General features: G+C 63.8%; 13 protein-coding genes. 4 read left to right on the top strand and 9 right to left on the bottom strand.

The features are described 5' to 3' along the window. Window positions 1–110: 110 nt before the first annotated feature. Window positions 111–1,787 carry a sigma-70 family RNA polymerase sigma factor gene (locus tag LDN85_RS01590; protein ID WP_026541745.1) on the bottom strand — a complete coding sequence of 559 codons (1,677 nt, stop codon included), beginning with the start codon at window positions 1,785–1,787 and terminating at the stop codon, window positions 111–113. 144 nt (window positions 1,788–1,931) lie between these two features. On the opposite strand from LDN85_RS01590, the gene LDN85_RS01585 reads away from it, so the two are divergent. Further along, complete coding sequence (locus tag LDN85_RS01585) at window positions 1,932–2,513, top strand: DUF11 domain-containing protein (protein ID WP_051420964.1); 582 nt, start codon at window positions 1,932–1,934, stop codon at window positions 2,511–2,513. Between the two features lie 3 nt (window positions 2,514–2,516). Here LDN85_RS01585 and LDN85_RS01580 read toward each other — a convergent pair whose 3' ends face one another. Together LDN85_RS01580 and LDN85_RS01575 are read right to left on the bottom strand one after the other, a co-directional pair. Further along, window positions 2,517–2,873, bottom strand: coding sequence for a GNAT family N-acetyltransferase (locus LDN85_RS01580; RefSeq protein ID WP_026541744.1), 357 nt, complete (start codon window positions 2,871–2,873; stop codon window positions 2,517–2,519). Next, a complete protein-coding gene (locus LDN85_RS01575; RefSeq protein ID WP_223945403.1) occupies window positions 2,870–4,192 on the bottom strand; it encodes an acyltransferase in 1,323 nt (440 codons plus the stop codon). The genes LDN85_RS01580 and LDN85_RS01575 overlap by 4 nt, the downstream gene beginning before the upstream one ends. 200 nt (window positions 4,193–4,392) lie before the next feature. Here LDN85_RS01575 and LDN85_RS01570 point away from each other — a divergent pair, with 200 nt between their 5' ends. After that, a complete protein-coding gene (locus tag LDN85_RS01570) occupies window positions 4,393–4,812 on the top strand; it encodes a VOC family protein (protein ID WP_223944395.1) in 420 nt (139 codons plus the stop codon). Window positions 4,813–4,864: 52 nt separating this feature from the next. On the opposite strand, the gene LDN85_RS01565 is transcribed toward LDN85_RS01570, so the two are convergent. The 5 genes from LDN85_RS01565 to LDN85_RS01545 form a co-directional block, all read right to left on the bottom strand. Further along, on the bottom strand, window positions 4,865–5,257 hold the full coding sequence (locus LDN85_RS01565) for a DUF1304 domain-containing protein (protein WP_026541741.1): 393 nt from the start codon (window positions 5,255–5,257) through the stop codon (window positions 4,865–4,867). A gap of 50 nt (window positions 5,258–5,307) precedes the next feature. Beyond that, window positions 5,308–6,183, bottom strand: a complete 876-nt coding sequence (locus LDN85_RS01560; protein WP_223944394.1) for a class II fructose-bisphosphate aldolase — start codon at window positions 6,181–6,183, stop codon at window positions 5,308–5,310. Next, complete coding sequence (locus LDN85_RS01555; protein WP_223944393.1) at window positions 6,183–7,649, bottom strand: GntP family transporter; 1,467 nt, start codon at window positions 7,647–7,649, stop codon at window positions 6,183–6,185. Before LDN85_RS01555 ends, LDN85_RS01560 begins: the two co-directional genes overlap by 1 nt. 101 nt (window positions 7,650–7,750) lie before the next feature. Further along, window positions 7,751–8,653: an NAD(P)-dependent oxidoreductase gene (locus tag LDN85_RS01550; RefSeq protein WP_223944392.1), complete on the bottom strand. Its 903-nt coding sequence runs from the start codon at window positions 8,651–8,653 to the stop codon at window positions 7,751–7,753. 35 nt (window positions 8,654–8,688) lie between these two features. Next, on the bottom strand, window positions 8,689–10,212 hold the full coding sequence (locus tag LDN85_RS01545; protein WP_223944391.1) for a four-carbon acid sugar kinase family protein: 1,524 nt from the start codon (window positions 10,210–10,212) through the stop codon (window positions 8,689–8,691). Window positions 10,213–10,341: 129 nt separating this feature from the next. On the opposite strand from LDN85_RS01545, the gene LDN85_RS01540 reads away from it, so the two are divergent. Further along, complete coding sequence (locus LDN85_RS01540) at window positions 10,342–11,160, top strand: alpha/beta hydrolase (RefSeq protein ID WP_223944390.1); 819 nt, start codon at window positions 10,342–10,344, stop codon at window positions 11,158–11,160. A gap of 75 nt (window positions 11,161–11,235) precedes the next feature. Next, window positions 11,236–11,937 (top strand): FadR/GntR family transcriptional regulator, encoded by a 702-nt coding sequence (locus LDN85_RS01535; protein WP_026548031.1) that lies wholly within the window; start codon window positions 11,236–11,238, stop codon window positions 11,935–11,937. A 15-nt stretch (window positions 11,938–11,952) separates the two neighbouring features. Here LDN85_RS01535 and LDN85_RS01530 read toward each other — a convergent pair whose 3' ends face one another. Next, window positions 11,953–12,876: an AraC family transcriptional regulator gene (locus LDN85_RS01530; RefSeq protein ID WP_223944389.1), complete on the bottom strand. Its 924-nt coding sequence runs from the start codon at window positions 12,874–12,876 to the stop codon at window positions 11,953–11,955. Window positions 12,877–13,065 lie beyond the last annotated feature (189 nt).

The raw sequence follows: 13,065 nt of genomic DNA, 5'->3' as shown, positions 1-13,065 counted from the left end.
AGGACTTTGAGAAAAGGGGCCCCGACGGGTCATAAGGGTCGACGGCAGCACACAACGCAGGGCCGCCCTGGAGCGGCCCTGCGTTTGGGTAACTTACGGCTGAGGCTTGCTTAGCTGAAGGTGTTGGTGAAGTTCTTGGTCACAACGCCCTGCCCGGAGAACCGGTAGTCCAGCGTTCCTGTCGTGGCGGAAGCGGGCATGGCTACTCCCAGAACGAACGTAAGGTCATCGCCGGCCAGGGACGCGGTGCTGCAGCGGATGTTGCGGTCTCCCGACGAGACCGCGGCGCAGGTCCACCCTGCGGGTGCCACAGTTTTTCCAGCCAGGAATGTTGCCTGGTCCGGCAAGGCGAAGTCCACTTGGCCGGTGGTCGGTGTGCCCTGCCCCTGGAGCGAGAACTGCACTCCAAGTTCCCGTTCCGTAGGGTTCGCCCCCTGCGAGGCCGCGAACGTTGCGTTAACCGTTTGGGTGGCGGGTGCCCCCGGCGCGCCGGGAGGCACGGGGGTGGAGGTCACGGTACCGGAGTCCACCACAACAGCCTTCCGTGGCGCCACAACTGGTGGAACCACGACGGCGGGCGGCTGCGGCAGCGTTTCTACCGGACTGTCCGCGGAGGGCGTTTCCAGCGGAGCCACAACTGCGGGAACCTCCGGGGAGGCGGGCAAAGACTCCACGGGGCTCGGGGTTGCCGTTGGCATAGACGTTTCCTGGGCCGGCGCGAGGTTGAAGATGCCCTCCGACGCCGCCGTGGACTGGGAAGACGGGCTTGGCTGTAGGAACCACATCAAGCTTCCGGCCAAGGCCATGACGCCCACCACCAGCGCAGCAGCCAACTTCCACGCATTGCTGAGGCCCCGGATGCCATGGATGCCACTGTTCCCCGGGATGGCGGTACTTCCGGGGCTTGCGGGGATGCCCGTGCTTGCTGTGCTTCCGGTGGCTGCACCCATGGCGGTACCGCCGAGTCCGATCGCCGCCGCTCCCGCCGGGGTAAAGGTGATTCCCGTCAGCAACGGGAACAGGATGGAGCGCATACCGCCCTGGATGTCATTGAGTTCGATCAACAACGCCGTGCATTTGGCGCAGCTCTCCAGGTGCACACTGACTTTTTCCTTGGACGTACGCTTCAACGCATTCCGCGCGTACTTTCCCAACTGGCTGGCGTATTCGTCACAGGCTTCATCAACGGTCCGGCTGATGTGCTGTTGAAGGTAGGCCTGGCGGAGGCCTTCCCTTGCCCTCAGCGCCAAGGCTGAAACACCGTTCGGTGTCAGGCCAACGAAGGGAGCAGCCGCTGCAGGTTTCAGCCCTTCAATGTCCAGGTGCCACAGGACAGCTTGCCAGCGCTCCGGGAGGGATTTGAACGCCTTGGCCATCATGCTCGACTCGAGATCGCTGACTACTTGGTCGTTGTCGATCACCGGGGCGTCGAGGATGGCGTCTTCTTCCGCCATGGGCAGCCGGCGGGCTTTGCGGTTTCGATCGTGGGCGGTGCGCCGCACCACGGTGAGGAGATAGGACCGGAAGAACTCCTTTGGCCCTTTGCCTTCGGTCAGCAACTGAAAGATGGTGGCGAATGACTCGGCAACCACGTCATCGGCGTCGCTGGGGTTATCCGTTTGCGAGCGGGCCACGAATTGCGCCACTTTCATGTGCCGCTGGTAGAGGACGTCGAAGGCGTTCGTGTCACCTTCGCGGACTAAAGCGATGAGCTGCGGATCGCTGCCGGAAGCCGTCGCCGAAAGTGGTGACGCCGCATCGGCGCTGACCGCAACTACTTGATCCATAAACAATAGTGTGACATCACAAGCCGTGTGACTTGAATCGTCCGTCGCCAGCCTGTAGAGAACTCCCACTTTCGCATCACGTTTCACGCCTTGGCTGCACTAATAAACGTGACCCTGCCAAACCCTGGTGCGAATCGAGGAACCATGGACATCCGCCGCCCCCGCCCCTTCCTGAAACTGTTGCGTGCTGTCCATAAGGACGGAGCGCAGCAACCTGGCGCTATTGTCCGCGGATTGCCGCCCCACCGCTCAGCTCCACTGGCGCGCCGGAAGAATGCCGGACGTGCCACTTTGGTCTACGGAGCGGACCGGCCCGTAGCCATTCCGGGAGATACCGTCATCTTCACGGCGTGGATCACCAACAACTCCACCAGCCACCTCCGCGACGTCACATTGGTCCCCCGGTCCTTCACCAACGAAGGCATGGAGGTGTTGCGCTACAGCTCTGAGCCGGTTGAGCGCGACCTTCTCATCCCGCTCCTGGCTCCGGGCCAATCCGTGATGAGGACCTTCTCTTACCTGGTGACCGACGCAGACCATATCCACGGGGGCAGCCTGGTCAGCGCAATGCAGGTCCATGCCACCTGCCGCGGCCAGGTCGTTTTCGACGAAAACGACGCAATCGTCTCCCTCAGCGGCACACGAAAGGACTGGCCCTTCCCGGCTGAAAGGGCAGGGCAGATGCGAAAACGGCGGAAGAACGTTGAGCAGTCGGTGCCCGCGTAGGGCCTATTCGTTGTCCGGCTGGCCCACCGGCTTCTCGGCGGGCCAATCAACGTCCTGTTCGTAGCCTTCGTGCTTTTTCAGGTATGCAGCGATGTACGGGCAGTGCGGAATGATGCGCTTGCCGGAGGCCACAACATCGTCCAGGGCAAAGTGTGCGAGGACTTTTGCCAGGCCCTGGCCGTTGAACCCGGGCTTGGTTTCGGTGTGGATGAAATCGATGTGACCGGGCCGATCAAGGAACTGGGAAATCACGGCCAGCTCGCCATCTACGTGCAGCTCATAGCGGTGGAATTTGTCGTTGCGCACCGTAGTGACGCCAGGACGGAACGATTCTGCCAGTGAATCCGTGTACTCGGTCATGGTTCGAGATTGGCACTAAAACCTGGCTCTGGCAACGTGGACAGCGCTCCAACGCGCCGCCCCGCCAAGTCCGCGGCAAACGGTAGCCGGATGACCGGCGTCGGGACCCTGCCCAGCAGCAGGACCGAAAGGGCAAAGCACGCCGCTCCCCCACCCAACAATGCAAGCGTCTGTCCGTTGAAGGCTGCGTCTGCGACCGGGACTAAGACGACGACGGCGGCCGTCACCACAGCGGTACGCGAGGGCCCCCGCGCGTGGCTTGCCGCCGTCGGACGGTTCTCCAGGCGGCCAAAAAGCCACACCACCGGCACGAGCACCGCGACCACAGCCAGGAATACAGGGATCCGGGCCCACCACCACTCCCCCGTTCCCGCCAGGGGCTTGGGCAGGTCGGTGAGCAACAGCAGCCCTGACATGCCCACCAGCAGCGGAAGATGCCAAAGGTAGACCGTCATGGACCTGCGGCCCGCCACCGCAATAACGGTACGGACCCACCCGACTCCCGCAAGCCAGGTGATGCCGGGCCGGAGCATGTAGAGCGTGGCGGCCTGCGAGATGCCCAACAGCAGCATGCAAAGGTTGGGTGGGTTGATATTGACCACCATGTTTCCCGGGTACACGCCCACCCCGGTCACGAGTCCCAGCAACAAGTTGCTGGAGACAATGACCCCCACCAGCCACGTGCGGCTGCGGTGTTCGAAGAATCCGTCGGCCATCAGGAATCCCAACTGCTGGACCGCGCACCACACGAAGACCATGTTGGCAAAAGCCAGCACGGGAAGGGCGCCACGGAGGGAGTCGACGGTGATGATGAGCGCCACCAACGCTGCGAACGTCAGCAACGGTGCGCGTTCATGCAGGCGGGCCAGCAGCGGAACACTGAGCTGCGCTGTGAGGTAGGCGGCCAGGAACCATAGCGGCATGGCAGCGCCGGCGGTCATGAGCTGGATGACCTGGGGGTGGACACCCAGCAGGAGCGCCAACCACAAGCTCCCCCACATGACAGCCAGCAGCGCCATGGCGGGGCGGACCAGCCGCAGGAGACGGAGTTGGGCGAAATCGAATCCGGTACCACCGCGGGCTTTCAGGCGTCGCCATGACTGAAGTCCCGTCACGCCACCCAGCACAAAGAACAGCGGAACAATCATGAGGGCCCAGGCCACGGGAGTAAACCAGCTTTGCTCCATGAGCACATTCCCCGTGGTCACTGTCCCGTCCTTCTGCAGGACAGGGCTGACCATCATGCAATGCGCTGCCACCACAAGGAGCAGGCAAGTGAAGCGGACAAGGTCGATCGCCGGATCCCTCTGCGCCACCATGTCCCGGTCCGCGCGGGGCTGCGCTTGCGATTCCCGCTCCACGGCTCTCCCTTGGAATCCACGCCTCTGCGTGCTGTCTCCATTGTCCGCCCGGTGGAAGGGCGGAGCCAGCAGGCACGGGGTTAAGGGGTTTCGTCAATAATCCACAACGGGAAACAAAGGTCTGGACGAGGGGGTAAATCACCGGCAGGATCAGACGCATGACTACGTCGATTTTCGTGAACCTGCCCGTCAGCGACCTCGAGGCATCCAAAGCCTTCTACACAGCACTCGGTTACACCATCAACCCAAACTTCACCGATGAAACTGCCGCCTGTGTGGTCTTCAGCGACACCATCTACGCCATGCTCCTGACCCACGAGAAATTCAGCCAGTTCACCAAACAGCCCATCGCAGACACTAAGAACTCGACGGCGGCAATTGTTGCCCTTTCTGCCGACAGCCGCGAAGACGTGGATGCCTTGGCCACCAAGGCGCTGGAGGCCGGCGGATCCGAAACGTACGACGCCCAGGATCTCGGCTTCATGTACAGCCGCGCGTTCCGCGACCTGGACGGTCACCATTGGGAAGTTCTCTGGATGGACGCTGCCGCAGCGCAGGATGGTCCGCCGGAGTCGTAGCCGCGAGGAGGGCTACTGGCTGGCGGCCAAAGTCCTGCCGGCGGCCGGGTTCCTAGCTGATAGCCAGTGCCAGCACACCCAGCACGACGGCCAGCAAAGGCGTGGTTCCCTGGAGGGTCGCGGCGCGGAGGTACTTTTTGCCACTCGCTGCAAGGACCAGTGCCGCCAGGAGCATGGAGCCGCAACTGCTGAAGACCAAGGTCCAGCCCACCTGGGGTGCACCCATTGCCACGGCGATGATGCCGATCAGGGCGCCAATGGCCAGGAACAGGTTGTAGAAGCCCTGGTTGTAAGCGAGCGGCTTGGTGGTTTCAGCATCGGCTTGGGACGTGATGCTGAACGTCTTCCACGTTTTCGGCTTGGTCCAGGTGATGGACTCCATGGTGAAGATGTAGACGTGGAGCAGGGCAGCTATCGCAGCAAAAATCAGGGAGGCCAGGATCATGTTTTGATCCTAGCCTCCCTGTGATGACGGGCCCGGGCGCCGCGCTGCCGTCAGGTGCTGAGCAGCTCCAGCGTGGCCCCGGCAAACGTTGCTGCTGAGACGTTCCACCGGCCCAGCAGGCCTTGCAGATTCTCGCCATCGGCCCGGTGGGCTGTGGTTTCGGATTCGAGTGTGGCAAGAATCCCGGTGCGAAGTTCAGTGTTGAAGTTCACTTTGCCAACGTTCATGGAAGGTGCCTTTGAGAGCTCATCGGCCGGGATTCCCGAGGCACCGTGCAGCACCAGCGGGACTGCGGTCTGCGCGGCGACGTCCTGCAGGACATCCCAGCGGATGTCGGGCTCGCCCGTGTACTTTCCATGCACGTTGCCCACAGCCACAGCCAGGAGTTGGGCACCCGTCCGCTCCACGAAGTCCGCCACCTGCGCGGGGTCAGTGAGTCCCGCAACGGAAGCACCGGCGTCGAGCGCTGAATCAGCGGCGCTGAAAGCCTTGTCCTCATCGCCCGCGAGGCCGCCGAGTTCCGCTTCAATCACGACGTCGGCAGCACCGGCCGCGTCCAGCGCGGCACGGACTTGGCGGACCAGGGCGATGTTGTTCTCGTAGGGCAAGGACGAACCATCGGCCAGCACGGCGTCCGCACCGGCAGCCACGGATTCGAGAATGACCTCAAGGTCCGAGGCATGATCCAGCTGGACGGAGACCGGGACCGTGGCGTCGTCGGCCAGGCCGCGAAGGGCGGCGATGAGCCTCAAGCCGTTGGCGGTACATGCTGTTTTGGGCGCAACCAGCAGGATCACTCCCAAGCGGGCTTCCTCTGCGGCCGAAACTACAGCCAGGGCGGTGGTGAAGTCGTAGCAGGTGAAGGCGGGAACAGCGGAACCTGACGTCAGCGCCGAGCCAACCAGGTGGTCGAGTTTGGCACGCATCAGTGGCCAAGGCCTCCCACCAGGATCCAGGCGACGTATGTCAGCACGAAGCCGGCGAGGCCCAGGATGGTGGTGAGGACGGTCCAGGTCTTGAGTCCGTCGGAGACAGTGAGTCCGTAGTAGCGGATCACGGTCCAGAAGCCTGCATCCGTCACATGGGACAGGCCCAGCGCACCGAAGCCGATGGCGATCACAATGACGGCGATCTGGGCAGGAGTGTAACCGCCCTCCATTACCGCGGAGGTGAGCAGGCCGGTTGTGGTCACGATTGCCACGGTGGCCGAACCCTGCGCGGCGCGCAATGCCAGGGAGATGATGAAGCCAAGGACGATCACCGGCAGGCCGAGACTGTCCAGGGTGTGGGACAGGGCTGCGCCGATGCCCGAGGTGCGGAGGACTTCACCGAACACGCCACCGGCAGCAACAACCATCAGGATCGAAGCGATGGGAGGCAATGCGCCTTCGAAGATCTCGCCGGTTTCCTTGAGGGACCAGTTGCGGCGGACGGCGAGCAGGAAGAAGGAGAGTGCCACGGCCACCAGGAGCGCGAAGAAGGGGTTGCCGATGAACGAGGCCACGCCGTACCAGTAGTTCTCCTTGGGGATGGTCAGCGTGCCGACGGTTCCGAGGAGGATCTGGGCGATGGGTGCGGCGATCAGGAACATTATCAGGCCGGGACGTGGAGGGGCGATTGCACGGGCGCCGGGACCGTCGTGGCCAACGTGGACCAGGGACTCGGAGCCGAACTCTTCAACCTGCTTTTTGACGCCGGGCAGAAGCTCGTAGTCCTTGCGGTTCATGATGCTGGCAACCCAGTAGGACAGGAAGCCCAGGGGGATGCAGATGATGAGCGAGATCATGGTGATGAGCCCGATGTCCGCGCCGAAGACGCCTGCCCCTGCCACGATGCCCGGGTGCGGCGGGACAGCTACGTGGATGGACAGCATGATGCCGGCCATGGGCAGGCCGAACTTGATGGGGTGCACATTGGCGATCTTGGCGAAAGCGTAGACGATCGGGACCAGGACGATCACGCCTACTTCGAAGAACACGGGGATCGCCACGAGGAAGCCGACGGCGGTCAGCGCGACAGCGACGCGCTTGGCGCCGAGCTTCTGGGTGAAGTGGGTGGCCAGTGATTGCACCCCTCCCGATACTTCGATCATTCGGCCGAGGATGGCGCCAAGGGCGATCAGCAATGCGACCTTGCCCATGGTGCTGCCAACGCCGGTGGTCACCACGGTGAAGATGTCCTTCAGCGGAATCTGGGCTGCGACGCCTACCAGAATGCTGACGGCCAGCAGGGCAACGAAAGCCTGGATTTTGAAGCGGATGATCAGCACCAGCAGCAGGGCAATACCGGCTGCGGCGATGGTCAGCAGAAGGGGTGTTCCCAGCTCCACTGCGGGTTTGATGGGTGGGGCATCGGCCGCCCGGACCATCAAGGAGTTAACGAGGGGATTCATTGGGGGTGTCTCCTTTGACAAACCAGTCTAAAGAAGACCGGCGGGAGGTGGCGGCGACGGCGAAGGGGGGATCGCCGTCGTCGCGCGTTCTGGTGGGGTGCTTAGGCGGTGCGCTTTGAGGGCGCAACAACCTTGATGACGGCGGAATCGTCGGCGGCGGCGAGGCCCTGGGCCTGGCCGAGGAGGTAAAGCTGTTCTGCTGCGGCGGCAACGGGTGCGGCCAGGCCTGCGGCCCGTGTTGCCTTGCCTACGATCCCCATGTCCTTGACGAAGATGTCGAGCCGGCTCAGGACCTCGGCACCGTCTTCGGAGTAGGCCTCCAGGATGCGCGGGCCGCGGTTGGAAAGCATGAAGGAACCGGCGGCCCCGGCTTCGAGGGCCGCGAGGGTCGTGGCCTGGTCCAGGCCCAGGGCATCGGCGAGGGCCATGGCCTCGGCTGCGGCGGCAATGTGGACGCCGCAGAGGAGCTGGTTGACCGTCTTCAGCGCTTGGCCGTCGCCGGGCTTGTCTCCAACAATGCTCAGGGTGGATGCCAGCAGCTCCAGGGCCGGACGGGCCTTTTCAAGTGCCTCCGGTTCGGCGCCGACAACGATCAGCAGGTCGCCTTCTCCGGCGCGCTTCGGACCACCGGAAAGCGGCGCATCCACCAGGGCCACTCCGTATTCTGCAAGCTTCTCCACTGTGGCGGGGATGGCGTCGGTGCCCACGGTGCTGCCAAGGATCACTACAGCGCCCGGCTTCAACACCGAAGCGACGCCGTTCTCACCGAAGAGGACGTCGTTGAGTTGTTCGCCGTTGCGGACGGCCAGGAGCAGGGCGTCGGCGCCATCGGATGCCTCACGGGCTGAGGCGAAGGTCTTGATGCCGGCTGCTGCTGCGAGTTCCAGCCTGGGCTCGGCGATGTCGAAGCCGTGAACGGTGAGCTCGGAGGCGAGGCGGGTTGCCATGGGCAGGCCCATGGCGCCCAGGCCCAGGACGGTGACGGTGTAGTTGCTGCTGGTCATGGTGTTCTCCATTGAATTTTTCTGCGGCTGGGGTTCTAGAAAGTGGCGCTGAGCTTGCGGGTGACGTCGGTGAGGGATTGGTCATCGCCCACGTTGCCTGCAAAGACGATGTACGGGATGCCCTTGGCGGGGCCGTCCACCGGCTCCCAGAGCGAGACGATGCCAGGCAGCATGGGGCCGCGGACAATGGCGTGGCGGATTTCCAGGCCGTGCGCGGCCACGTCCGATGACGTGATGCCGCCCTTGGCGATGACGAACCGCGGCGGGAAGGTCTTCAGAGTCCGGTTCACCACGGCGACGACGGCGGCCGAGACGGTGCGGGCGATCTTCAGGCTCGCTGCGGGATCGTCGGTCTTGATGAGCAGGCGGCTGGTGTGGACGATGACGTCGCCTTTGTGGAGGGCGTCGACGACGTCGGAGACGACGGTTTCGATGTAGGCGTCGGCGTCTGCTTCGCCCGCGGTTTCGGTTCCGGCGATCAGTTTCTCGACGTCGATCTCAATGATCCGGGCCGAGCTGTGCTCTGCGGTCAGTGAGTTGAGCTGGCGGGTGGTGACACCCACATGGGAGCCCACCACGATCAGGCCGCCGGCTGTGGAGGGAGTGTTGCCTGCGTAGGCTTCCTCCGAGGTCAGCGCGCTGCGGATTTCCTGTCCGATCCGGCCCCTCACGAAGGGCGGGCCCACACGGTACAGGAGGTTCTTTCCCCGGCGTTCGGCTTCTTCTAGACCCAGGGCGAGGGCGCGGAAGTCGTTCTCGGTAACGATGTCGGCCACGATCGGGGTGGAGTTGGTGGCGTGCTCCAGGGCGTCGGCGATGGCCTTTGCGGAGATGGTGGGATCCTGTGCGGAAGCTCCGGCCCGGATGATGTTCAGGTCCAGGACGATCACGTCGGCGGCAGGGAATCGGCCGTGCGACTTCTCCTCCACATACTTGGCCATCTCTGAGTTGGCGAAGCCGAAGCTCGCGTCCTTGGCGAATTCCGTCTCGGCAACAGGGGTGAGGGTGCCTGCATTGCCGCCCGTCCCGCGCATGTAGTGGACGCCGCCGATGGTGACGCGGCCGGCGTCGGGAAATGCTGGAACGATCACCACGCCGTCAGTAGCTTCACCGGTTTCGGCCGCCACGGTGGCGGCGATGACGTCCGGCTCCAGGGGGTAATGGCCACGGAGGGTGGAGTCGCTGCGGCTGACGAAACCCAGGCGCAGCCGAGGACCAACCCCATTGCCGGCCGCTGCGGCAAGGGCGTTGCGCACAATCTCCTCATTCCGCGCGGCGGCTTCGGCCGGGTCCAGGCTGCGGGTATTGGTGAGGACGTAGACAGCAGGCTTGGTCTTGTTTTCGTGGATGTGGGTGAAGGCCCAGGTGAAGTCTGCAACTTCCCAGCGGGTGAGCACAGCGAGATCCGCAACGGACTGCGTGCCCGTGGGGTCGTCGTCGAGGACCACCAGGATCTTGGGTGCGGCCGCAGACGACGCCGCAACGGCGTCGGCAACCAACTGGGCGGGAATCTGGACTTCCGCCGGGAAAGCGGCCAAAACGTCGGCTTCAAGGGTCACTGTGCACTCCATCGTGGGAAATCTCTGTAGCGGTTTTGTGAATGTAAGATGTCAGACATCTAACATTTGAATTAGTGTGACACACGGCTCTTCGCGGCGCAAGGTGCTGCGCATCACTAGGCTGGGTCCATGGCTGACAGTGTTGTTCCGCTCCCGTTCGTGAAAGTCCTCACGCCGGCCATTCCCGCAGGTCAGCCGCTTCCCGTGCTGCTGATCCACGGCTGGGCATCCGGCTCGGTGTACTGGGAGCCACTCGCAGCGAAACTGCTCGACGCCGGCCGCGAAGTCTGGATCCTGGACCTCCCCGGCTACCACCCAGGCGAGTCCCTGCCTCCGGATTTCGTGTGGACGCTGGACTCGGCAGCAGCTTCCGTGGCGGCAGCCCTGGACGCCCGAAGACCAGCCCGCGCCGCGCAGGAACCGGTCCACTTGGTGGGCCACTCGATGGGCGGCAGTGTCTCGTTGACCCTTGCGGCAGCCCGCCCCGACCTGGTGGCCTCGCTGACGCTGGTGGGCATGGCACCGGTTCCGCAAAACCAGGGCTTCAAGGACGTACTCAGAACCCAGCTGAATCAGGGATTCTTCGACACCGCGACCAAAGCGAAGCTCATGAATGCCTGGTACGGGGACCTTTCCGCAGAACACATGGAGCGGCTCAGCACCGGTTTCGATGCCCCCTTCCCGGTTCTGCACGCCAGCGCGCTGGCGGCCATGACCGGCGTCGAGCCTTCAGTCCCCGGCCGCGTCCATGCGCCACTGCTGGTGATCGCCGGAACTGATGACCGGGTCCGGCCCATGGAACAGATGCGCGCCTTCGTGGCCGAAGGCCCGGGACGTCAACTGAAAGCCATCAGCGGTGCGGGCCACAACGTCCACTGGGAACGACCCCGGGAATGCGCAGAGGCACTCACCGGATTTTGGGAAACAAGCCGGCCACGGCCAGCGTAAGATGTCTGACAACCGCCCGTCCCAAGGGAAATCCGCGGGGAGCCGGACGGTCTGAAGTACAGGAAATGGGGATACATGGCACGCAAGTCACTGGTGGGCGTCGTGGCAGATGAGTTGCTGGACCGCATCATCGCGGGTGAATTTCCACCCGGAACGGTGGTCCCCGGTGAGCTCGAGCTCAGCGCCAAACACGAGGTAAGCCGCATGACCGTGCGCGAGGCCATGAAAACCCTCGAGGCGCAGCGGATTCTCAGTGTGGAGCGCGGCCGTGGCACGTTCGTCAATCCCCTGAACCAGTGGGCTTCGCTGGAAGCCGTACTCCGTGCCGCTTCTGAAGGAACCAAAGACGCCGCCGCGGCGATCCAGCTTATTGAGCTCCGCCGCATGCTCGAAACAGGCGCATGCGAGCTCGCCGCAGAGCGCATTTCCGATGCCGAACTCGCGGCCCTGACCGAACACGTCAATAAGATGCAGGCCGCCCACGACGTCAACGACCTCGCAGGCTTCGTGGAGGCAGACCTGGCCTTCCACGACGTCATTCTGCACGCCTCCGGCAACGTCTTTGTTGCCGTACTTTTCGAACCGCTGCACCGGGTCCTCGAAGCCCGCCGCACGGAGACCTCGGCTTTCCCGGAGATCCAGGAACACGCGATCGGGCATCACCGGAAGATCGCAGCCGCCCTTGAATCACGCAATCCCAACGAGGCACGCCTCGCGATGGACGCGCACATGCAACAGACGCTGGATGACCTGAAGACGTACGTGCTGGAGGCGTAACTGGCACAGGCGTAGCTAGCGGCGCAGGCTCTCGCTGGGCAGCTCGCCGAAGGCCTTAAGGTACAGCGCAGAGAAGCGCCCTTGGTGCGTGAAACCGCACAACTCCGCAACCGCCGTCACGCTTTGCTCACGGGGACTGGCCTCCAACAGCATCTCCCGGGCCCGGTCCAGGCGGATACTGCGGAGCATGTCCGACGGCGTCGCTCCCGTTTCCGCCCGCAGCGCGGTTTGGAGCGTGCGGACCGAAACACCCAGGCACTCAGCGATGTCCGGGACAGTCAGTTCTTCGAAAGCGTGCTTTTCCAGCAGTTCACGACATTCCCGGACCAGGCGGCTCTCGGAATCCACGTCCCGGGCTTCCCCGACGGCCGGCTCCATCGCCATCAGCAGGCGCGACACCATGCTGTCCGCCAATAAACCCTGGACAAAGGCGGGAGCCGTGGACTGCGGCTGGCTGATCATGTCCTCATGAAGTTCGACGACGGCCCTCAGGAATGCGCGGCCGGCCGCACCTGAAAGGTCCATGCCGTAGCCCAGTCCACCCGGCGCCGTGCCGTTGAGCTGCCAGGCAACCCGCTCCAGTGCTGAGCGTCTGACATACACAATCATGTGCGGACTGCCGCTGTCCCAGCTCATGGAGAAGGGCCTGTCCAGCGGAGGAACGGTGGCCATGGCCGGATTTGAGTCCACGGCGCTGGCACCCACTTGCATGGACGCATGCCCGGCCAAGGGGATCTGCACCAGGTGGAAATCCTGGAGGCCCTCCGGCTCAATCCGAACGTCCGCGCCGTAGTCCAGGAACTCGATTCCCACATCACCGCGGTGAAGGGAGCGCAGCTTCATGTCCACGGAGGCCTGGCGGGTCCTCGGGGCCAGCTCGTGGCTGCAGAACAGCTCAGCAATTTTGGCGTGCGCTTGGTCTACGTCGGTGGTGGCCATGGTTGGCCGCCCCCGCAGTACGTCACGAGGAAGAATCCTCACCATCCGCCACCTGCTTCACCGGTTTTCTGCTGCACGGGTCATTTTCGCTTTTCGGATGGTCCCCGCGCCGAGCGGATATTCCGGAGTCCAGCGACTCTCTAGAGTCGCTTTCAGGACCAGTATGACGCAGCTCACAGAACTGCAACA

The organism is Arthrobacter sp. StoSoilB20, assembly GCF_019977295.1.
GTDB lineage: Bacteria > Actinomycetota > Actinomycetes > Actinomycetales > Micrococcaceae > Arthrobacter > Arthrobacter nicotinovorans_A.
Note: the sequence above shows the minus strand (reverse complement) of the source record. Positions and strands in the feature narration are given on the sequence as shown.